This window comes from Intestinibacillus sp. NTUH-41-i26, from assembly GCF_032769475.1.
Classification (GTDB): Bacteria; Bacillota; Clostridia; order Oscillospirales; family Butyricicoccaceae; genus Agathobaculum; species Agathobaculum ammoniilyticum.
Window position 1 is genome coordinate 219,702 of the sequence record NZ_CP136477.1, and the last position, 21,023, is coordinate 240,724.

A 21,023-nucleotide genomic window follows, 5' to 3' on the forward strand; every position below is an offset into this window, starting at 1 on the left:
GATACGGTACTTTGGACAAAGCCGGACGGTATTTTAGTGCAAAAGCATACGGTAGTACCGTTCGGCTTTGTTGGTTTGCAAAACCGGACGGTGCTGCGTAAAAGCAGCGAAAGATATGCATACAGGAGGTTGAAGCACATGAAAAGTTGGAAGCGGCCAGACAACAGGCGAAAAATACCGCGGCCTATGCAAAGCAGGACGGTACTTTCCGGAAAGGGGGCAGGACCGGCATGGCGATGCGGAATGCGAAAGAGGTCGCGCGGCTGATCGGCTGGTGCCGCAACGTGGGGGACGCATGTGTGCAACGGTATGCAGGTTCGGTCTTCCGCACGTCCCTTATGGAGGAACTGCAGAAGGAAAAACTGCTGAAAGCCTGCGATCCCGTATATGGCTGGCGGCTGACAAGAAAAGGGTACCGCTTCTTACAGGACAGCGGCATCCCCCTGCAGCCTGACGCCCACACACAGCGGGTGGGCCGGCGGTTCGAGCATGCTGAAATCACGGCGACGATGTATGCTGCCGGCATCTACCCCTATCTGACAGCGATAGAGGAGCTGCGGAGCAGGGACGGTTATCTGCCGGCATTTGCCCTGCGCGCAAGGCGGGGACAACAGGTGCTGGGGAATAACCAGATGGCAGGGCTGCTCCGGCTGCAGGACACCGTATATGCGGTGTATTATGTCTCGCCCGGCATGGACAGGGTCGTAAACCCTGCGCGGGAGACAGATCTCCTGCAAGGCGTCTGCACCGGCGCCGGCTGTACCCGTGGGGCGCTGCTGTTTTGCGGCGCTGACTATGCGGCGATCCATACCGCCCTGCACGGATCGTCCAAAGCAGTATCGGCACGAAGCCGCTGCGTATCATACGGCCGCTTTTACCGGATGGCACAGGAGCCGTGCCTTTACCTGCCCTGCTCCATGCAGGGCGTGCGCCAGCTCCATATCTTGAAGCATCCGGACTACCGGACAAAGATGTGCAGGGTCTTGTGGGGCTCCGGCGGCAAGATGGACAGCGGGACCGGTGCAGACTGGATCGATCCGAAAGATCATACGGCGTTCCTGCTGGTCGCGGACATGGATATCCGGAAAATAGAGGAGACCGCGTATCAGATCCGGCGGAAGGGGTACCAGCGGCTGGTGCTGGCAGGCTTTCAGGAGCAGAACCGCTTTCTGAAGCAGTATTACAGGCCGCCGTTCTATTCCTCCGCCACCCTGTCCAATGACATTCTGGACCGGCTGAAGGACGGTGAGCGCCATGCGCCGCCTGTCTGAACAGATCGCCAGGATGGAGGAGCGGGTGATAAAAAAGACGAAGTGCTGGCGGGACCGGCACCCGGGGAGCGGGAAGCTGTACGCCGCCCTTGGCGTAGTCATCTGGTACTTTTACGGGATGCTGATAAACTCCGTCCGGCTCGGCGTCCGCCAGTCCTTTGACGCGGACAGTGGGATCACGGATATCTGGACGGTAAACCCGTTCCTCAACCTGATCGCCCCGTTTACCCCCACCGGTATTTTTGTCACCGCCTCACTGGTCACGATGGCCTGCCTGCTGACGCGCAAGGGGTATAACTGGATAGCCGGCTATCATCCGGTAAAGGACAGGCGCGGGTTCGATATCCTGCCGGACGGCACACACGGCTCGAGCCGGTTCATGATGCGGGAAGAGATGGAGCGGGTACTGGATGTGGGCAGGCTGGACAGCCTTTCCGGCACGGTCTACGGCAAGCATAAGGACGACCCGCTGGACAGCGATGCTTATGCGGACTATGTCGCGTCCAGTAAAAAGGCTGGCCTCGCCGGCAGCCTGCTGGTCGTGGGCGCGCCGGGTACCGGCAAGAGCTGGGGGTTCGTCCGGCCGTTCGTATTCCAGTGCGTGAAGCGGCGCGAGAGCATCGTCCTGACCGATCCCAAAAATGAACTTTATGAAAGCATGGCCGGCTACTTGACCGATCAGGGTTACGAAGTGCGGGTGTTTAACCTGCTGGATATGGAGCACTCGGACCGCTGGGACCCGATCGGCGAGGCGGACCACGACCCGCGGCTCATACCGGTCATCGCCTCCACCATCATCGCTAACACCTCAAGTGAAAAGGAGGCCAACGATTTTTGGAGCAAAGCCGAGCTCAACCTGCTCACGGCGCTGCTTTATTATGTGCAGCAGGACACGGACGCAGCCGGACGCCCAAAGCCGCTGTCCGAACGTAGACTGGGCAGGGTACTCGGCCTGCTCAGCGAGGACGGGCTCAAGCAGATAGATGAGACGATAAAGCGGCTGCCTGCAGGGCATCCGGCCAAAGGCCCCTACGGCCTGTTCCTGAACGCTAAGGAGAATCTGCGCGGCAACATCGTGATCGGTCTCGGCAACCGGCTGAACGTGTTCCACGATGCGCTGGTGGACAGCCTGACTTCGGACAGCACGATAGACCTCACCCTGCCAGGACAGAAGCCCTGCGCCTATTTCTGTATCCTGTCCGCGCAGGACAGCACCTACACCTTCCTGTCCTCGCTGTTCTTCACCATGCTGTTCTCCCGTCTGGAGGCATACGCGCGGAAGGAGACGAAGGACGGGAAGCTGCCGGTGCGGGTAAACTTCCTGCTGGACGAATTCCCGTCCATCGGCAGGCTGGGGGATTTCAAGCGCTCCATCGCGTTCACCCGGTCGTTCGGCATGAGCTGCCAGGTGCTGGTGCAGTCCATCTCCCAGCTGGCGGACATGTACCCGCGGCACGAGTGGGAGGAGATGGCGGCCTGCTGCGACGCCGCCATCTGCCTGGGTGTGAACGACCTGACGAGCGCCAAATTCATTTCGGAGAAATGCGGCATGACGACCATCCGCGTGACTAATAACCAACAGCCGCAGACGCCGCTGTTCTCCCCCTTGCAGAACAACATCCGGCCGTATTCCATGACGCGCAGCAACACCCAGCGCGCGCTCATGCAGCCGGACGAGGTGCTGCGGCTGGGCAACGACAGGTGCATCGTCCTGCTGCGCGGCCAGTACCCGATGCTGCTGTACAAGATAACGCCGCCGGAATTTACCGATTACGGCAAGCTGCGGCCGGCGTCCATCCATGACTACCCGCCGGACAGGCCGGACGGTGCGGATGGTACGGCAGATACCTCCCACCCCAAAACAGGCGATGGACCTAAAGCGGGATCGCCGGAAGCAGGATCGGCGGTGCCCCCTCCTGAACTGCCAGCGGAGCCGAAATCCCCCTATTCCGACCTACTGCAGCCGGACGATCCCGATCAGGAGGATGATATGCCCGATCATACGACATTTATCCCAACAGACGACCAGATCGACCAATACCAACAGGAACTGGATCGAAACAACGAATTAGACAACGAAAGCGAGGATGCTGCCTTATGAAAAAGAACATCGCTGCAGAAGACCGGCCGGACTTTACGCTGATGAAGCTGTCCGGCGCCATTTCCTATTTCCACATGCAGATGCCGCGGTGGCTGTTCTGCGACCCGCGTTACATGGATATGGGTTTGGAGAGCAAAGTGGCCTACACGTTCCTGCTCAACCGCTACCAGTTGTCCCGCCGCAACGGCTGGGTGAACCGGCACGGCGAGGTGTACATCATCTACACGCGCGAGGATCTGGCACGGGAGCTGCAGGTTTCCTACCGCAAGGCGATAGCCTGCTTTAAGGAACTGGCGGACAGGCGCCTGGTCTGGGAGCAGCGGCAGGGCCGCGGTATGCCCAACCGTATCTTCCTGGCCGAGGTGGCGCTGGACGAAAAGGCGACCTACGGTTATGACTGCGCGCCGTTCTGCGCGGAGATAAGACCTGCAGAAATGGCAGTTCTGGAAGAGGATAACGAGACGCCTGATACAGCGGAACCGGCAGTTGAACAGCCAGACATGCCGGAAGGACAGTTGGATACGGACAAGAATACGTCTGAAAGACCGGCCGAAATTGCAGTTCTTGATATGCCGAATCCGCAGGTCTTGACCTGCCAAAACGGCAGTTCCAGAAGTGCGGAAACGGCAGTTTTAGACCTGCAAAAACCGCACACAAGTAAGAAGGAGAAGAGTAAGAAGGAGTACAGGGATACTGATGATGAGCTTCCGACAGTCCCGCGCGCGGGCGCAGAGGACGGGCGCGGGGCCATAGCGGCGATCTTGCAGCGATGTGCGCTTTCCCGCTATGCGCCGGAGGAAGCGACGGTGTTCCGTGACGCGGTCTCGTGGCTGTACTACTGCGGTCGGCTGCAGCTTGGCGCCTGCACCTATCCGCGGGGCTATGTCCGCGACACGCTCCAGCGGCTGAACGCGGACGTGCTCGACGAAGCGCTGTACAGGCTGCGGCGGAACGAGAACGAGGCGCTCTCCAATACGCTGGTCTACACCGCCAAGGTCATTTTCAGTACGATCGTGGAGATGGGGAGCGAAGCGCTGCTCGACCCTGTGGTGAACCGGGTGAAACGGAGGTTGGCGATATGAAGTCAATGTATTGCAGCGAGCCGCAAATCAGGCTGCTGGACGCCCTGGAACAGTTGGGCTGCATGAAGATGCGCCAGGCCAAAACATTTCTCCGGCTGTGCTTTGGTATGGAGGAGAAGGCTGCAAAGAGTATTGTTCGGCAGCTGCGGTATAAAGGGGATATCCATATTGATGAAAACACAGGCGATCTTGTGATACCTGGCAAGGAGTGTGACCGCAATATTATCCGTGCATTTGATATCGCTTTTTCGTTTGCCGAACAAGGGGATGCGCCTGAGATAATGACGCCTCCAAGGCCGTATCTGATGCTGGCATACTACGCCGTACGGGAATTACAGCTTTTGATCCTTTATGTCCCAGTAGGGATGGAATGGCGCTGCGGTACACAGTTGTCTGTAATGCGGAAAAAAGCGAAGATAAAGACCTTACAGGTGATGCTTCTGGCAGATGAAGGACAATTGGAACGGATCGGGACACATGTTCCGTGCGTAGCAGCATACACAGACAGCGCAGGCCGCCTGAAAATAAAAAGTTTGGAGGGAAAACGTCATGGGGATTGACCAGAGAATGCAGCAATGGCTGGAAAGCTCACGGCAAAAGTTTTTTGAATCGGATTATAAAGAACTGGATAAGGAACTGACTCCCGAAGGACGAACAGAATGGAACAGCATTTATGCTTCCTACCGGTCCGGAGCGCTGCTGCATGGAACCGTGATCGGCGTAGAGAAGATTGCGGCGCCTTCCATGGACAGCGCAGAGGGAGATGGCGACGGGCCGGATGAAATTACTTGCATTGTGGTTGTGCCGTACCGAGTAAAGATACTGATTCCGGAGCCGTTGATATGGTGGCCGGGCGAGGAAAGAGAGAGCTTCGTGTTCAACCATATGGGCGGGGCAAATGTGGATTTTGTGATTATAGCGGTAGACCGGCTGAATGAATTTGCCATCGCCTCACGGGTACGGGCAATGGATCGCAGGAGATGGCAAATGACAATGGTTGAGCGGCTGCAGGCCGGCGACATAACAAGCTGTGAGATCCTGAGTGTTGGGCCGGGCCTGCTGACAATGTCCTGTCATGGTTTTGACTATACGGTGACTCAATCCGGATTGTCTTATTCCTGCCTTGGAGATTTGCGGTCTGTTTACCGGCCGGGACAAAGGCTGAAAGCAAAAGTGATAGCGGTGGATGAGGGGAATTTGGAAATTTCGGTAAAGGACGCCGCGCCTGATCCGTATATTGGGGCGGAGTACCGTCATCCTGTGGGTTCGATCCGGCTTGCCACTATCATCAGCAAATATAAGGGCGGTGTGTTTGCGCGGCTGACGGATGGCTGCACGGTAGTTTGCCGTTATGCCAGGCAGTTTGAGGACAGCCAATTCCGTCCGGAGGATATTGTGAATGTGGAGATAACCTCGTACATGGAGGGCAGGAAATGGCTGCGGGGTAAAATAAAGGGGAAAATTGGGTAGCGATACGGAAAGAGCGGCGGTACCCCCTGTAAAGGCATCTTCCAAATGAAGGAACAGGCAGGTATTGCGGCTACAATACCTGCCTGTTTTTATGCCCCACACTTTCTTTATTCCTTTTTACCGGACTGCCGCGGCAGACGTCTTACTGATACTGTTCCCAGTTGGGATGGTCGGTCAGCTTTGTCCAATGCTCATGGATGTATTCCTTGCGGTCGAAGTCGCAGCCGTTGGTGGCCTCCTGCACAGCCAGACCCAGCTGGTTGTCCGGCCATACATGCATGCCGGACAGCAGATATCTGCCAAAAGCCATGATTTATTCCGTCAAGATTTCTCTTTCCGTTATTTTAAGACCTGTAGTTTGATTGATATAGATATTGTACCTGAACGTGAAGTCTTTATGCGGAAAGCAAAAAACGATTATCGTTCTTTCATTCTTAAAGCCAATTCCTTGACGTCAGATAACTTTACATTTGCAATGTTGCGAGTTCCAAGACTATTGCTCGCAGAACCGCATGAGCATGGCCGCAGCCTGCGCTCTTGTGGTCTGCCCCTGCGGGGTCAATGTGGTGTCGCTGGTGCCGCTGATGATGCCCTCGGCGTTGGCCCATTGGATGGCGGCAAGGGCGTAGCCGCTGATGCTGCCCGCGTCGGCATAGCCGGAGAGGTCGGCGGCTGCGGTCACATCATAGACCAGCTCCTGGGCAAACCGATAGAGTATAGCGGCGAACTGCTCCCGGGTGATGGGGTCATCAGGGCCAAACTTACCGTCGCCGTACCCCTCCGCGATGCCGTTCATCCTCGCCCAGTAGACTGCTGTTCCATAGTAGGCCGTGGCGTCCACGTCGGCAAAGGGATAGCCCCAAATCTCCCCCTCCATGCCGGGGGAACCCGCCATGCGCCACAGGATGGTCATGATCTGACCCCGGGTGGTGGTTCCGTTGGGGTTGAACGCGCCGCCGCCGATGCCGTTCATCAGGCCGTTTTCATAGACGTAACGCACTGCGTCACAATACCAGGCGCTTTCCGGTACGTCAGTAAAGGGCAGGGTTCCCAGCGGGATCTCACGGAAGATGACCTCCACCGTCGCCTTGCCGCCGGGCTGGGTAAAAGTCCAGGTACCATCGCCGTTGTCGGTCACGTCAACCGGCTTGCCGTCCTTGTCGGTGACGATCACAGCCTCCACCTCATAGCCGTCCTCCGGCCTGGGGGTAACGGTCACCTCGTCGCCCTTGTGGGGATTGCTGGGCTGGACGGCCACATCTCCGTTTTCCGTGTTCTCCACATCGGGGCGGTAGGTGGGCCTGCTGGTACCCTCGCTGCCGCCTCCGCCACCACCGCCGCCGATGTATCGCCAATTTGCCGTTATGGTGGTACTTGCAGCAGGCATGGTAAAGGTGGTTGCCGCGCTGGAAGTGTCTGCAAATGTGCCGCCGTTTGAGGAAGTCCACCCGTCAAAGCGGTAATTGCTGCGGCTGCCTGCGTTGATCTCAACAACTGCGTTCTCGGCATACTCGCCGCTTGCGTCAACCCCGTTGCCACCGTTTAAGTTTACGGTCAAGCTGTAGGTGGCTGGTTGGGGTTCGACAACGGCAAAGGAGAGCGCAACTTGCGCGCTGACGTTTTCCGTGCCGGAAACAGTGAGCGTTTCCGCATAGTTCTCCACGTCAAGCCCAGTGATCGGCTGGACAGTGAATTGTGCCGTACCGTCGGGGGCAAGAGTGGCGGCGCTACCTGTAAAGCCTTTTCCCGCCGTAATGGTATAATTCGTGCTGGTCGGCAGACTAACGGTTGTGTTTTGGTTGCCCTCATTCTTGATTGTTACCGTCTGCGCGGCAGGTGCTTCTGTATAGCCTACCGTTTGACTGCCAAAGTCCAGCGTGGCCGGGGATGCGGAAATCTCATAGACCGGCGGGATATATTCGGGTATGGTGACTTTCTGTTTTTTGCTGACATTTCCCGCCTCGTCTTTCACGACAATGTAAATATCCTTTGCCCCATTTCCTGTAAGCTTGGTTAGGGAAATGGTGTTTTCTTCCGCTGTGCAGGCAGTCCCTGTTCCGGTGGTAGTGATCTCCGGCTCGCTTGCGCCACTTTCTACAATGGCATAGTAATATTCGCCCGCTTCGCTGCTGGTAAACTTCACCGTCGCGTCGGTTTCGCTGTCGCGGGTTGCGCTGCCCGATGTAAGCTTCGGGGCGGTGGTGTCAACAGCGGATTGCACATCAATCATTTTGCTGCCGTAGTCCGTCAGCCTGGTATCGTCGTTTTCCCCGCCGTTGTACTGCTCGTTGAATACATACAGTTTTGTATCATTGTCTAACGTTACACCCGCAGGGAGCGTAAGGTTTGTCGTTCCCTCTGCGCCATTGGTCATACCGTCCAGCTGCAAAATGCGCCCGTAGTAGGTAATCGCACCGTTGTCCTCGATAACAACGGAAATATATTCATTCGTCCCAGTCTGTGCGCCGGAGTAGGAAAAGTCAATCTTACTTTCTTCAATTTTTGCTTTGGAAATGGAAAAATCGCGGCTTCCATCTAAAAGCGTCAATTTCCACTCATTGCCGCCATAACCGTCAATTTCAAAAATCGCATCGGCGGCTTCGCCGCTTTGATTATCGCTGCTTTCAGCGGCGGGGATTTTGCCGCCTACGGCGGCAGATGTGAAGAGGACAGATGTCAGATCTAAATGAAAAGCGGGACGAACAGCGACAAAAGTATTGTTCACATAGCCGCCGTCCTCAGCCACACTGCCGTTCATGAGTACGTCGGCCGCACCGTAAATCTGGTCGCCGCCAGGCGACCGCAGCCACCAGAAACCGGCTCCGCCGACACCGCCGGATGCACCGCCGCCTGCGGCATAGGCGGTATTGGTCGCGACACGGCTGTCGTTATCGGCAAAATAGCTGCTGTTCTGTGCTTCTGCAATTGACAAAAGAAAAATTTTATCGGTAGTGTCGTTGCCGCCCTCTGTGTGATACTTCGAGTTATCATCATTGACAACCTCTGTTTCTGCGATAGCCCCTTGCTCTCCGTCAGAAAAAGCGGTGCTGATAAAATTATCGTCTGTATAGTCAATCCCGTCATTGCCGCCGGTATTGTGCGACGCATCGTACCCGTTGAGCCAGGAGCGCATGGTGCTGGTTTCCCATGTTACGCTCTCCTGTTTCGTATGATATTGAAATACGTCAAGATTTTGGTCGGAAAGCAGAAACAACTGTCCCTTGGCATTTTCCAGCACCCGCCACTTGATGGGATCGGTGTTATAGCCGTCGCTGTCATTGCTGCTTTGCTTATATCTACCAAAATATATATTGCTGTCCTGTCCGCCGCTGATATTCGCGGCAGTTCCGCTGTCCACAAGCTGGATCGCCTTGCCTGTGTCTGTTCCTGCCGCAAGTGCCGCTGTCGGCAAAAGCGCCGCGATCATGCAGGCGCACAGCAGCGCGGACAATAACCGTTTTCCTGTGTTCATATATGCTTCCTCCCTCTTGTCATGAAATCATCTGAAAATAGCGCAACATACAAAAAGGGCGCGCCACGCCCACGGAAAAACCGTGGACGCAACGCGCCCTTTTTGTTGACTTTTTCTTTATTTACACAGCAAAAAAGGACAGACTTATCCTGCCTGTCTGCCTGTCTGCCTGTCTGCCTGTCTGCCTGTCTGCCTGTCTGCCTGTCTGCCTGTCTGCCTGTCTGCCTGTCTGCCTGTCTGCCGTGAGTATATCGTATAGAATCATACTTGTCAACCTCTTTTTTACAAAAAAACGCATAATCTCCCTATTTAACGATTATACCTAAGACAACAAAAGCAGTCAATAGAGCTTGCGCCAATGATGCGTCTGATGTTACGAATCACACATTTTTTCTTGCCCTTTTTCCCGCGCTTTGCTAAAATGGAAATCAAAGAAACGCGCAAAGGTGGTTTGTCAATGGCAGCTAAAAAAATCGATTTGGAAGAAATCGCGGCCCTTACAAAAGCATTGTTCCACGCCCACTATGCGGGGGACTTAGATAAATGGTTTTCCTACCTCTGCCCGGACAGCGTTTACCTCGGCACGGGAGAGCCACTATTATTTGGCGGCGACGCAATACGGGAGCATTTCAAAGGCTTTACAGGGAAAGCAGTCAACATCATAGAGGAAGAATATTTTCCGGTTTCCCTGGGAGACAGCGCGGCGCAGGTCTGTGGTCAAATCATCGTGGAAAGCTTGGAGGGATCTTTCCGCGTCATCAACCATTTCACCATCAGTTACCGGATCATAGGCGGGGAACTGAAAATGGTACACCAGCACAATTCCTACGAGTACATGCAGCCAAGTGAGAGTAAGGTGCTGAACCTGGACGTAAACACCACGCAGTTTGTCCGCAGTCTGCTGTTGGAGCGCCCCTCTGGACGGCGTATACCGATACGCAGCGGGACACAGACCATTTTCGTCAATTCAAACACCGTTCTGTATGTGCAAAGCCAGCGCAGGAAAACCGAGTTTGTCTGTATTGATCGGGTGATCTCCTGCAACAGTTCCATCGGGGAGATTGCAAAGGAATTGCCGGATTTGTTTTACCCTATTCACCGGGGGTATCTGGTCAATACGCTGTTCATCGTGGCGATCCGGCGCTTTGAGGTGGAGTTGATTTCTGGGCTTTGTATTCCCATCCCCTCTCTAACCTATATGAAGGTCAAGGAGGATCTGCTGCATAAAATCCCAAGCAGGGAGATTCCGAGCCACGATTCCCAATAACACAGGCCAGCAATGGATTGGAATATCCTTTTCGGATATTTCAAAACGCTGGTTGGGGGTCTCGCCTGTCGGCTCGGTCGGCGCTGCTGGATGTCTGCCGCATCCAGCGGTCGCCACCGGCGACCTGCGCCTCCAAATCCCAGCCTAGGCGCTGGCGCTTCTGGCGAACATGCCTTACGGCGTGGCAAAACCACAAGCGGAGCTTGTGGTTTTGCTCCCTTGGGTCGCTGGTTTTCCGCTACGTTTTGCACGGAAAACTGCGGCTGCCACCGCAAGAGGATTGACAAGGCCCGCCGCCTTGTCCTATTATCAAAGATACCAGCGGGCAACGGCGTGCGTCTTTCAAAACGTTGAAGTAAGGGAGTGCGCCGGCACGCATTGTCTTATGGAGCTTTCAGTAGGGGTTGCGCAGTGAAACCTCAAACCGGTGTAGGCCGTAAGGCTGAAAGAAAATGCCCGGTCCGTCTTGGTATCCAAGGCAGATTTATTCATGTGTAGGTTTGTCAAAGAAATTGGACAGTGAAATCTAAGGGAGAACGCCATCCCAATGGCCTCATGGGGAAGTTGTTGGAGCGGCGGTTGTGAATGGCGAGCTGCTTTGCAAAATCATCCAGGGAGTAAAAGCTGTGGCAGGAGTAAAACCATTTCTGGTCCTCCCTGTGGCTGCGCTCCACTTTGCCATTGTGACGTGGGGTATTAGGGACGAATGAGCTTGTGGCGGATGCCAAGTCGGGCCGCGGTACTCTCAAACAGGGTGGGCAGGTCTCGCTTGCTGCTGGAAAAATGGTTGGTGAACTCAAACCCGTTGTCCGTCTGGACGCACTCCACTCGTATTCCCCAGCGGGCATACCACTTGAGCAACTTTTTGCGGAAATCCGCCGAGGAATAGGTGGACTGCTCAGGGTATGCGGCCAGGAAGCGCAGGCGGGTGAACTCGTCAATGGCGGTGTACTGGTACAGGCGGAGTTCTGTGGCTGCGATACACTTTCGAGGAACTACGTTCACATCCACCTGGATTCGTCGGCCGGGATAGGTCGTCTGCTCATAGAGCTTGGGTTTGTATGTCTTTTTCTTCTCAGCCGCAGGAAACAAGCCCAACTTCCGCATCACTCGGAACAGGCTTTCCGGGCGGCGGGCATAGCCCCGCGGCCGTAGCCGGTGCCACAGTTCCACCATGCCAAGATCGGGGGTGCGGCGGTCATTTTCGACTCCGCTTCTGTGTGCTGGTTGGGGTGATTGTGGGGCGTCTGGAGCGGTAGTCTAGGGACTGCACCGTCCCATCCCATCGGTTCTTCCAAAAGTAGATGTACGACCGACTCTTGTTGTACTTCCGGCTGGCACGGTTCACGCCGTACTTTTCTGCATATTTCATCAGGGATTGCCGGTATGCCAGGTCCTGTGTTATACTTTTGCTCATGAAGGATATGGCCCCCTCTCGTTGAGTTGTTGCCTGCAACTCCAACTTTAACCGATGAGGCCCTATCCTTCATCCTTTTTTATTCATCTGTCCAATATGTATTGTACCCATACAAACTCCTGCACTGATACAAAGACCACGTTCTTGATTTTCTTGTTAAATTATGATAAAATTATTTGTTAAGGAAGGGGAGAGCAGATGAACTTTTATCAGGCAATGCAATTAGATGTATCCGTATGTAAGGAAAAAATCAGAACTGCCGCAACTAAATCCGAAAAGCACAAATTTGTAGCGGCCTTAATTATAAAAGATGTACTTTGTGTTCTCTTTGCTATCGCCTTTATTTCTGTACTAAATTTTTTCTTTGGCAATGAGAACAGTTCTGCCGCCGTAGTGATCTTCTGTATTTTGCTGATGGTTCGTTTTGTTGACTTTGGATACCGTATCAAGGGGTCGATGATAAATTTTTTTGTTGTGTTTGTACTTCTAACATTTAGCCCCTGTATTGCCCAGTCTGTTAATCCGGTTATAGGATTTTGCATCAACTTTTTGAGCATTGGATTTATTGTAATTTCAGCCTGTCATGAACCGCTGTATGGAAGCGCCGGACTGTATTTGTTCGCCTATATGTTCTTATATGGTAATCCCGTGGAGGGGCGGCTTTTGGGACTCCGTACCCTGGAAATGTTGATAGGAGTTCTGATATGCGGAGCCGTTTTCTATATCAACCACAGAAAAAAACACTATGACAAAAGTTTTTTCCAAATTGTAAAAGATTTTTCACTGTCCACTTCTCTTGGAAGGTGGCAGTTTCAAGTGATTCTGGGACTGTCGTTGGGAATTCTTGTCGGTGAACTTCTTCAAGTGGATAGAGTCATGTGGGTAGGCTGTGCCTGCCTTACCGTACTTACGCAATACGGAGAGCGGCCCAACAAACGAGCATTCCAACGGTTGGGCGGCGTAGTAGCCGGAAGCTTACTGTTCGGGATTGTATACCAGCTCCTTCCTCCAGCGGCGCAGCCATCTTTAGGAATTTATTCCGGACTGCTTCTGGGGCTCTGTGCTGCATATCATTGGAAAACCCTTTTGAATTGCTTTGGGGCACTTTTAATGGCTACAAGTATTTTTGGATTAAAGTCGGCCATTATTCTCCGTATCGCCAATAATATAATTGGATGTTGTTTCGGGGTATTTTTCTATTATGCATATAACTTTGCAGTAAATCGCCTTATAAAAGATAGAACGAGTGGGAATATGTGCTGATTGGGACAGAGGCCGGAGGATTATCTTCCAGCCTCTGTTTACAATTTTCCCCATTAGAGTATAAATAAAAAACTTGCACAGTGGTTTGGGCTGCTCGTGGAAATGACTGTCCATAGACCGACGCTAAGAACTGCTCACAATGAGTGACAGCTCTTTCATTTACCTGCTGAGTTTTTTCCCGCAGATTGACACGTTTCATGTGTGCTGTTCGTAAGCGTAAAATAAGCCAAGAGAAAGGGCGCAGGTAAATTTGCAACCTGCGCCCTTTGAGATTGGACAGTAAATGGGATTTAGGATTTAGATGAAGAAAGATCCTGGAATTCAGCGGAGTAAACCGCATGGAAAAGAACCGCGAGGAATTCGGTAGAACATAGATGCCTGTCAAGAGGCCTTTGCGCAAGGGATTCCAGGAGTACGCGGTTGCGTATCCACGCAATCCTGGATACGGTTCGGATATTACGTTCCACTGCCTTCCAGTTCGTCCCATATCTCCTGGCAACATCAGGATAAAGCCATTTTGTTACCAACAGAAGCCTGTCTTGCCGTTCCATACACAGAGACACTGCGTAGGTAGTATGAAGAAACCCCTTATAATTCGCGGTTACTCCAAGGCTGTACAACAGATCACAAGTCGCATTTAGGTAGGGCAAGGTTTCATCTCCTTTTGCTTTATACAAGTTCATCCCCTTCTTCTGGCTGGATCCGCATAAATGTTTCCATCGGGACATCCAAAGCCACGGCTACTTTACAGAGAAGACATGCGGATGGGTTTGTCTTCTCACCGGTCTCCAAGGCTCGTACATGGCGAATAGAAGTGCCCATTTTTACGGCCAGCATCGCTTGTGTCTTGCCTCGGTCTTTGCGTACTTCGCGCAGTTTTGCTCCATCAAAGCTTGCTTCCATTTTCCTCACCTCCCTTCATGCAAAGCATAAGGGATGGAAGGGATTACCTGTGAGGCTCTGTAGTTCCCCTTTGGTGGAAAATGTCGAAAAAAATGGACCGGCCTTTCGGTCAGTCCATTAAAAAACCTATATTGTAGAGTCCTCCTGGCCCCTGCGATATTGCACCGGAACAAGATCCGGCGTCAGTTTTGTGGCCCACTCTCTGTCAGCCACGGCCATAGATGGCGCCCTGGACAGCACATAGACCAGATACCGGTATGGGTCAAGGTCGTTTTCCTTGGCCGTTTCAATCAGGCTGTAAACAATGGCGCTGCTCTGGGCCCCGCCTTCCGTATTTGCAAACAGCCAGTTCTTCCGCCCCATCACAAAGGGTTTCATACTCCGTTCTGCCCGGTTGTTGCTTATTTCCAGCCGCCCGTCCTCCAAAAAGCATTTTAGATATGGCCACTGCTCCCGCAGATAATACAGCGCCTTTCCCAAAGAGGACTTGGGCGGGGCGGTTTTTGTTTCCGCCCATGCCAACAAAGCGTCCATCACCGGTTTGGACCGGATCAGACGCTGTTTGTACCGTTCTTCCGGCGGCAGATCCGCCAGTTCCTTTTCAATGGCGAAGAGAACATTGCAGTATTGCAGTCCCTCCAACGCCGCGCAGCCCGTCTGCTGCTCTTTTGGCAAGGCGTTCACCGCTTCGTCAAACTTTCGCCGCAGATGCGCCCAGCAGCCAACCACCCGGATGTTCTCCGGCAATCGGTGGTAGCCGGAATAACCATCAGCATGGAGCCAGCCCGTAAAGCCCTTGAGGAACGCCTCGGCATTCTCCGCCTTTCGGCTCTGCTGGTACTCATACAGGACAATGGGGTGCCCGGCGTCTCCACCGGTCCGGTACAGCCACATATAGCACTTGCTCCTGGCCGTCCGCCCTTCCAGTTTCAGCACCTGCAGAGTCGTCTCATCCGCGTGGAGGACCTCTCGCTGAAGCAACTGTTGGTGCATCTGGTCATAGATGGGCCGCAGCCAATCCTCCGCCACCCGCAACACCCAGTTGCTCATCGTCTGCCGGGAGAGCATCACCCCAGCCCGATTCCATTCCTGTTCCTGCCGGTACAGCGGAGCGTACATCACAAACTTTTGGACCATGATATGAGCCACAGCCTCTGGGGAGGCGTAGCTGCCTGAGATCAGGGGAGGCTCTTTTTCGGCTTTCAGGACAGGTGTTTCCGTCCCCGTCTGCTTGCAGTTCTGGCAGGCGTATGTAAAATAAACATCTTCCCGGATCTTCACCTGGGCGGGGATCATCACCAGAGTACGGCGAACCTCACTCCCAATCTCCGTCATGAGTGTACCGCATTCAGGACAGTTACGCTCAGACTCCGGGACACGGTGTTCTACCACCTCAACAGGAACATTGTCCGGCAGTACCTCCTCCACACGGGAAGACCGCTTCTGCCGGGTGTGGGCAACAACCTTGCTCTCCGTTACGGAAGTCCTTTTAGCAGACAGCCACGCTTCCGTTTCATCAAACATCAGGCTCAACTGGCCTGCCAGTTCTTCCTTCGTCTGCTCGGACGATGCCCCATAGACTTTCTTTTTGGCAAGACGCATCTGCTCCATCAGCCAGTCCAGCTTCTGGTTCAGCTCGTCTCTTTCCGCCTTCAGAGACTCATATTCCGCACGGGAAATGGTCACCATTTCCGTGTTGCTTGTGATAATATTCACTTCATTTTTCATATTCTCATTATAACACAAAACCCCTTAAAACACCAGCATTTCAAGGGATTTCGAGGAAAATAGCATCCGATTTTTCAACGCTATATCATACTCAGGCCAGTCACCGCTTTGTGCGCTTTGGGCTGTTCGATCTTTAACCCTTCCATAAGCCAGCGGTACTGCTGGCCTGTCAACTGGCGCGCCTCATCTCCGTTCCGCGGCCACTGGAAGGCGCCTGCTTCTAACCGCTTATATACCAGAACAAATCCATCCCCCTCCCAATACAGCCCCTTGATCCGATCCCGCCGGTAACCGCAGAACAGGAACAGCGTATTGCTGAACGGGTCCAGATGGAACTGCCGCTGTACCAATGTCGCCAGGCCGTCGATCCCTTTCCGCAGATCTGTGTACCCACAGGCTATATACACTTTTTCCGCGCCGCGAAAATCATTCAGCATGGCACACCGATCGGCAGATCGCCTCTATCACCGGCAGCTCCACTCCCGCATAAATCTCAACTTCTATCCCTCGCCCCTTTACCACCACTGTTACTGCCGACTGTTTCCCCTCTGGAGCAGTCTGAAGAAACTCCCTGTTCCACATCCCTTCCTTCCTCACTCTCAGCTCTACAAATTCAGCCGCCTTTTTTTCTGCCGGTACTCTTTCCACCTTTTTTATCCCGTGGCCACTTCGCTGCAATACTCTTTTCTCCCATCGGTAATACGTCTTTGTGCTGATGTCCCGTTCATCGCACCATCCCGTTACTGTTTGCCCGCTGCTCCGGCATTCCTGTACGAGCTCCGTCCATTGGGCCACTTGCTGCTCCCGATGTCTTTCCCGAATTGTCATTTTTCCCAGCTCCTCTGCTTCCTTTGACTTCCCTTAATGCTATCCACTGCAACTTTTATCCTTATTTTCTCACACTCTACCTCTACCAACAATCCGTTGCTTTATTTGACGCTTACGTATATTCGAAGGCTGTGACAGTCTGATGACCCTTAATTTGGGAAATAATTTTTATGTCTCTAACGTCACGGATATGGAAAGGATGTTCTGGGACTGCAAAGCCCTGAAAAGTATCACTGGCAGTATCAAACTGGGCGGGAACAATGCGGTACAGAATATGTCGGGTATGTTCTACAACTGTGCCCAATTGGAGAATATTCCCTTTGAAACACCAGAAAGCGGTGCTAAGTTTGACAGCCTCTCCAGCATGCAAGAGATGTTCTACGGTTGCACCTCGCTGAAATCCGTAGACCTGAGCAACTGGATTCTGCCCAACCTGACAGTTCTTACCAGCATGTTCAATGGTTGTGAGGCACTGGAAAGTGTAAACCTGTCATGGAAAAGGATGCGCGCCCAGGCAGAGGACCTTAGCCTTCACAACATGTTTGACGATGTTCCTGACAGCGCGACACTGGAAATCGGCAGCGACGCTGAATCAAAAGCCGCTATGGAAGCCATCGCGGCAAAGTTCCCCGGCAGCGTGACGGTGGACGGTGCGCCATGGGGCGGCGCGGATGTAATCAGCGACCTGCCCCAGCCGGAGCTTTCCCGGTGGAAGAGCCTGCCCTGCCCACTGAACCGGAGCAGCCTGTGGAGATGCCGGAGCAGCCGGATAACCAGCCGGAACAGCCTGCGGAAACCCCAGAGCAGCCCACAGACGAACCCGGCACGGATACGGAAACACCGGAAGCCCCCGAAGAAACGCCCGGCGAAAGCGAACCCCAGCCGGAGCCTGTACCGGAAGTACCCGATACACCGGAGAAACCGCCTGTTGAGGAACCGGAAGTAACCGAACCTCCGGCAGAGAAACCGGCCCCGGATGAAGAACCGGCAGACGAACCCGCAGCCCCCGCCGAGGACATGCCCCCGGCAGAGGCTGCCCCTGTGCCGCTGGCCGCTGTGGCAAGTGTCCGCAGCGTGGGCGTGTCCCCGCTTTCAACCCCGCTGAACAGCCAGAACGGCGATGCGGCAGTACAGGCCGTTGGGGATTCCTCTATCATCGTCCACGATGAAGCAACCCCGGCGGGCAGCAGCTTCACTTACCGCGTGCGGGTGAAATACGCGGGCGATACAGGCGCACAGAGCGGCCGCATTGAACTGGCTTTCCCTCTGCCCGAAAAGGTGGCGCAATCCATAACCGAAACAGATATTGAAGTCAGCGATATTGAGTACAGCGACGGCTCCTCCGGCGGCTTCAAGGGCGGGCAGATTGTAAAGCAGCCCTACCTGGACGAATCTGATCCGAGCAATCCCGTCCTGCGCGGCACCTTTGAGGGCCTTTATACCGGCAACGAAATCGAGATCACCATTACCTGTACCAACCAGAGCAAGACGGCCGGTGAGGACGGATACACCTACTGGGACGCTATCGCCTATGCGCAGGACAGCGCCGGTTCGGCCGTCTCCAACGTGTACCGCCTGTGGGATAAGGAGGACGGTACAAAGCCGGAGCCTTCTAACCAGCATACCCTGACCTATGCCTTTGCCGGTGAGGTGCCGCCCGACGCGGTACTGCCCCATGGCGGTGTATACACTTCGGGTAACACGGTGAGCATCGCGGCCAAGCCCACCACCAGCTATGAGTATTATGAGTTCAGCGGCTGGGTGCGCTCGGATACGCAGGCCACCGTCACCCCCGGCGAAACGGGCTTCTCCATGCCGGACAATGACCTGACCCTGACCGGCACATGGAAAATCAAAGAGGAAAGCGCACCCAAAATCACGGTGACATACCAGTACACCAGCGAAAATGATGCGCAGCATGTACCCAACGGCGCGCCTGAATTGCCGGGCGAGATTGTCTCGGGCGACGGCGAGCAGCATGTCCATGCGCAGGAAATCATGGTGGGCGACAACCACGCCATCATTTCCATTCTGGAGCACGCGGACAACCACATCTTTGGCGGCTGGGTGCCCACCCTGACCATCGGCGGACAGGAAGTGACGTTGAGCGGCCCTGACCGTGACGGAGTTTATACCGGCACGCACAACGAAAAGACCTACACCATCAACACCACTGGCCTGCTTCACACCGAGCAGTTCCGTGACGCAACTGACGTAACAGTGGCGTTCAAGGGCGCATGGCGTCCCTATACCGGCACCATCCAGTTCGACGCCAACGGCGGCGAGGGCACGATGCAGCCCATGAAGAATGTGACATGGGATACCAAAACCCAATACCTGACGCAGAACCAGTTTACTTATCCCGTGGCAGGCTACACCTTTACCGGCTGGGCGACTGCCCCCTCCGGCAAGGTGGTCAAGGAGGACGGCGCTCTTGCGGACGGCCTGATTGACAAGGACGGCAAGACCGTGACCCTGTATGCCGTCTGGAAGCAGACCTCCTTTGAGGTCGGCTATGCCCTCTCCCATGTGACCAGCTCCAGTGCGGAGAAAACGGTTGCACGGGGCGGCACCTATGAAACCACCCTGACGCCGGAAAGCGGCTACGAAATGAAATCCGTGAGCATCCAGATGGGCGGCATGGAGCTGGCCTCCAATTCCTCCATCTATAATCCGGCCACGGGCAAGGTGAACATTACCGACGTGAGCGGCGATATTATCATCCGCGCCACAGCGGAAGCCAAGACCGAGCCGCCCACGCCTGTAAAGCACACTATCACCGTGAGCGTAACGGGTGGCACAGCCAGCCCCAGCGGCGCGGTGCAGGTGGAGGACGGCAAGGACCAGACGATCACCTTTACCCCCAACAGCGGCTATGAGCTGAAGAGCGTGACCGTGGACAATGCCCCGGCCAGCCTGACCGGAAACAGCTACACCTTTACCAATGTAACCGCCGACCACTCGATTGCGGTTGTCTATGAAAAGGATAACAGTGGCGGCGGTTCCGGCGGGGGCGGCGGTGGAGGTGGTTCCACCACCACTGACAAGTACCCCGTCCATGTGGAAACCGACGGCAGCGGCACAGCGGACTCCAACAAGGACAAGGCCGCGTCCGGTGAGACGGTCACGATCACCACGGAGGGCGTGGTGGAGAGCATCACCGCAACAGCCGACAAGACCGGAAAGGAAATCGCGCTGACCGACAAGGGCAACGGCAAATACACCTTCAAAATGCCCAGCTCGGCGGTCACGGTCAAGGTGCAGTTTGAGCAAAAGCCGGAGATTCCCAGTGTGGCCGACCCTGACGGCACCGGCGTTTCCTCCATGCTGAACACCAGAGAGCACATAGCTTACATGGTAGGCTATGAAACCGGAAACTTCGGCCCGGCAAACAACATCACCCGCGCCGAGGTGGCGCAGGCGTTCTACCGCCTGCTGCTGGACCAGAGCCACAGCCAAAGCCCGTCGTTCCCCGACGTGGCTGCGGATGCGTGGTATCACGAGGCGGTTGTGACATTGGCGGCAAAGGGTATCATCACCGGCTATGAGGACGGTACGTTCCGGCCGGAGCAGCCCATCACCCGCTCTGAGTTTGCGGCTATTGCGGCCCGTTTCGCCAGGGCCAGCACCGACAAGGCGCTTACGTTCCCTGATGTGCCTGCGGACGCATGGTATCGCGGGGCTGTGCAGACGGCGGTAAGCTACGGCTGGATTAACGGCTATGAGGACGGCACCTTCCGTCCTGAGCAGCCCATTGGCCGTGCCGAAACTGCGGCTATCATCAACCGCATGTTGGCCCGCATTGCAGACCGCAGCGCGGTGGACAACGGCGCGGGTACTCGCTTCCCTGATGTGCCTGCAAGCCACTGGGCGTTCTACGACGTGGTGGAGGCTTCCACGGAACACGATTACACCAGAGACTCCAACACGGCCGAGGAAAGCTGGAGTAAGTAAAATCAATTCTATCCGATTTCCTTAGAAACCGGCTTCAAGGTGCATGCCCCAGCCGGAAAGGAATAGGCAGAAAATCATGGTACACAAGGAATGTCACGAAGAAATCCACAGCCTGATTACTGCTTTTGAGCAGAGTTGCCAATAAAGGAGCCTTTTGTAAGACTTGAGCCGTATGAGGGGGACTCTCGCGTACGGTTCTTAGGGGAGGGATGGACAGCAATGCTCATCCCTTACCCGACCTGTTACTATTCCCTATTCGGGGCGTTT

Annotated in this window: 17 protein-coding genes and 1 pseudogene; 9 read left to right on the forward strand and 9 right to left on the reverse strand. The window is 54.7% G+C overall.

The window, feature by feature from the left end; all coding sequences use genetic code 11:
• The first annotated feature begins 230 nt into the window (after positions 1-230).
• Genes RX717_RS01010 through RX717_RS01030 form a run of 5 tightly spaced genes read left to right on the forward strand, consistent with a single transcriptional unit; the run spans position 231 to position 5,924 of the window.
• Positions 231-1,271, forward strand: coding sequence for a hypothetical protein (locus tag RX717_RS01010; protein ID WP_316960501.1), 1,041 nt, complete (start codon positions 231-233; stop codon positions 1,269-1,271).
• Positions 1,255-3,372 (forward strand): VirD4-like conjugal transfer protein, CD1115 family, encoded by a 2,118-nt coding sequence (locus RX717_RS01015; protein ID WP_316960502.1) that lies wholly within the window; start codon positions 1,255-1,257, stop codon positions 3,370-3,372. Before RX717_RS01010 ends, RX717_RS01015 begins: the two co-directional genes overlap by 17 nt.
• Positions 3,369-4,454 carry a replication initiator protein A gene (locus RX717_RS01020; RefSeq protein ID WP_316960503.1) on the forward strand — a complete coding sequence of 362 codons (1,086 nt, stop codon included), beginning with the start codon at positions 3,369-3,371 and terminating at the stop codon, positions 4,452-4,454. The genes RX717_RS01015 and RX717_RS01020 overlap by 4 nt, the downstream gene beginning before the upstream one ends.
• Positions 4,455-4,459: 5 nt before the next feature.
• Positions 4,460-5,014: a DUF5697 family protein gene (locus tag RX717_RS01025; protein ID WP_186950390.1), complete on the forward strand. Its 555-nt coding sequence runs from the start codon at positions 4,460-4,462 to the stop codon at positions 5,012-5,014.
• Positions 5,004-5,924 (forward strand): hypothetical protein, encoded by a 921-nt coding sequence (locus RX717_RS01030; protein WP_054328499.1) that lies wholly within the window; start codon positions 5,004-5,006, stop codon positions 5,922-5,924. Before RX717_RS01025 ends, RX717_RS01030 begins: the two co-directional genes overlap by 11 nt.
• A 142-nt stretch (positions 5,925-6,066) precedes the next feature.
• Here RX717_RS01030 and RX717_RS01035 read toward each other — a convergent pair whose 3' ends face one another.
• Positions 6,067-6,234, reverse strand: a complete 168-nt coding sequence (locus RX717_RS01035; protein WP_153802407.1) for a hypothetical protein — start codon at positions 6,232-6,234, stop codon at positions 6,067-6,069.
• Between the two features lie 183 nt (positions 6,235-6,417).
• Positions 6,418-9,396, reverse strand: coding sequence for an S-layer homology domain-containing protein (locus RX717_RS01040; protein ID WP_147574625.1), 2,979 nt, complete (start codon positions 9,394-9,396; stop codon positions 6,418-6,420).
• Positions 9,397-9,853: 457 nt separating this feature from the next.
• On the opposite strand from RX717_RS01040, the gene RX717_RS01045 reads away from it, so the two are divergent.
• Positions 9,854-10,663, forward strand: a complete 810-nt coding sequence (locus RX717_RS01045) for a LytTR family transcriptional regulator (protein ID WP_186950394.1) — start codon at positions 9,854-9,856, stop codon at positions 10,661-10,663.
• 696 nt (positions 10,664-11,359) lie between these two features.
• Here the strand turns inward: RX717_RS01045 and RX717_RS01050 are convergent.
• Positions 11,360-11,770, reverse strand: a complete 411-nt coding sequence (locus tag RX717_RS01050; RefSeq protein WP_243182500.1) for a DDE-type integrase/transposase/recombinase — start codon at positions 11,768-11,770, stop codon at positions 11,360-11,362.
• 91 nt (positions 11,771-11,861) lie between these two features.
• Complete coding sequence (locus RX717_RS01055; RefSeq protein WP_243182498.1) at positions 11,862-12,080, reverse strand: helix-turn-helix domain-containing protein; 219 nt, start codon at positions 12,078-12,080, stop codon at positions 11,862-11,864.
• A gap of 198 nt (positions 12,081-12,278) precedes the next feature.
• On the opposite strand from RX717_RS01055, the gene RX717_RS01060 reads away from it, so the two are divergent.
• Positions 12,279-13,343, forward strand: a complete 1,065-nt coding sequence (locus RX717_RS01060) for an FUSC family protein (protein ID WP_147574627.1) — start codon at positions 12,279-12,281, stop codon at positions 13,341-13,343.
• A 290-nt stretch (positions 13,344-13,633) separates the two neighbouring features.
• Here RX717_RS01060 and RX717_RS01065 read toward each other — a convergent pair whose 3' ends face one another.
• The 5 genes from RX717_RS01065 to tnpA form a co-directional block, all read right to left on the reverse strand.
• Positions 13,634-14,071 carry a sporulation initiation factor Spo0A C-terminal domain-containing protein gene (locus tag RX717_RS01065; protein WP_316960200.1) on the reverse strand — a complete coding sequence of 146 codons (438 nt, stop codon included), beginning with the start codon at positions 14,069-14,071 and terminating at the stop codon, positions 13,634-13,636.
• Positions 14,013-14,246 carry a helix-turn-helix domain-containing protein gene (locus RX717_RS01070; RefSeq protein WP_054328537.1) on the reverse strand — a complete coding sequence of 78 codons (234 nt, stop codon included), beginning with the start codon at positions 14,244-14,246 and terminating at the stop codon, positions 14,013-14,015. The genes RX717_RS01065 and RX717_RS01070 overlap by 59 nt, the downstream gene beginning before the upstream one ends.
• 126 nt (positions 14,247-14,372) lie before the next feature.
• Positions 14,373-15,974, reverse strand: a complete 1,602-nt coding sequence (gene tnpC / locus RX717_RS01075; RefSeq protein ID WP_316960201.1) for an IS66 family transposase — start codon at positions 15,972-15,974, stop codon at positions 14,373-14,375.
• A gap of 80 nt (positions 15,975-16,054) precedes the next feature.
• A complete protein-coding gene (tnpB, locus tag RX717_RS01080; RefSeq protein WP_054328538.1) occupies positions 16,055-16,411 on the reverse strand; it encodes an IS66 family insertion sequence element accessory protein TnpB in 357 nt (118 codons plus the stop codon).
• Positions 16,401-16,802 (reverse strand): IS66 family insertion sequence element accessory protein TnpA, encoded by a 402-nt coding sequence (tnpA, locus tag RX717_RS15840; RefSeq protein WP_054328539.1) that lies wholly within the window; start codon positions 16,800-16,802, stop codon positions 16,401-16,403. Before tnpA ends, tnpB begins: the two co-directional genes overlap by 11 nt.
• A 142-nt stretch (positions 16,803-16,944) precedes the next feature.
• Between tnpA and RX717_RS15845 the strand changes: the two are divergent.
• Together RX717_RS15845 and RX717_RS01090 are read left to right on the forward strand one after the other, a co-directional pair.
• Positions 16,945-17,289: pseudogene (locus tag RX717_RS15845) on the forward strand (BspA family leucine-rich repeat surface protein); the annotation flags it as partial.
• A 221-nt stretch (positions 17,290-17,510) separates the two neighbouring features.
• Entirely contained in the window at positions 17,511-20,756 is a 3,246-nt protein-coding gene (locus tag RX717_RS01090; RefSeq protein WP_316960504.1) for an S-layer homology domain-containing protein, read from the forward strand.
• Positions 20,757-21,023: the final 267 nt, after the last annotated feature.

Coding starts and splice junctions, on each gene's coding strand:
- tnpB (WP_054328538.1), bottom strand. CDS start 16,411: ATGCTGAATGATTTTCGCGGCGCGGAAAAAGTGTATATAGCCTGTGGG.
- RX717_RS01065 (WP_316960200.1), bottom strand. CDS start 14,071: ATGTCCCGATGGAAACATTTATGCGGATCCAGCCAGAAGAAGGGGATG.
- RX717_RS01020 (WP_316960503.1), top strand. CDS start 3,369: ATGAAAAAGAACATCGCTGCAGAAGACCGGCCGGACTTTACGCTGATG.
- RX717_RS01050 (WP_243182500.1), bottom strand. CDS start 11,770: ATGCGGAAGTTGGGCTTGTTTCCTGCGGCTGAGAAGAAAAAGACATAC.
- RX717_RS01025 (WP_186950390.1), top strand. CDS start 4,460: ATGTATTGCAGCGAGCCGCAAATCAGGCTGCTGGACGCCCTGGAACAG.
- RX717_RS01040 (WP_147574625.1), bottom strand. CDS start 9,396: ATGAACACAGGAAAACGGTTATTGTCCGCGCTGCTGTGCGCCTGCATG.
- RX717_RS01015 (WP_316960502.1), top strand. CDS start 1,255: ATGCGCCGCCTGTCTGAACAGATCGCCAGGATGGAGGAGCGGGTGATA.
- RX717_RS01035 (WP_153802407.1), bottom strand. CDS start 6,234: ATGGCTTTTGGCAGATATCTGCTGTCCGGCATGCATGTATGGCCGGAC.
- tnpC (WP_316960201.1), bottom strand. CDS start 15,974: ATGAAAAATGAAGTGAATATTATCACAAGCAACACGGAAATGGTGACC.
- RX717_RS01060 (WP_147574627.1), top strand. CDS start 12,279: ATGAACTTTTATCAGGCAATGCAATTAGATGTATCCGTATGTAAGGAA.
- RX717_RS01070 (WP_054328537.1), bottom strand. CDS start 14,246: ATGGAAGCAAGCTTTGATGGAGCAAAACTGCGCGAAGTACGCAAAGAC.
- tnpA (WP_054328539.1), bottom strand. CDS start 16,802: ATGACAATTCGGGAAAGACATCGGGAGCAGCAAGTGGCCCAATGGACG.
- RX717_RS01055 (WP_243182498.1), bottom strand. CDS start 12,080: ATGAGCAAAAGTATAACACAGGACCTGGCATACCGGCAATCCCTGATG.
- RX717_RS01030 (WP_054328499.1), top strand. CDS start 5,004: ATGGGGATTGACCAGAGAATGCAGCAATGGCTGGAAAGCTCACGGCAA.
- RX717_RS01010 (WP_316960501.1), top strand. CDS start 231: ATGGCGATGCGGAATGCGAAAGAGGTCGCGCGGCTGATCGGCTGGTGC.
- RX717_RS01045 (WP_186950394.1), top strand. CDS start 9,854: ATGGCAGCTAAAAAAATCGATTTGGAAGAAATCGCGGCCCTTACAAAA.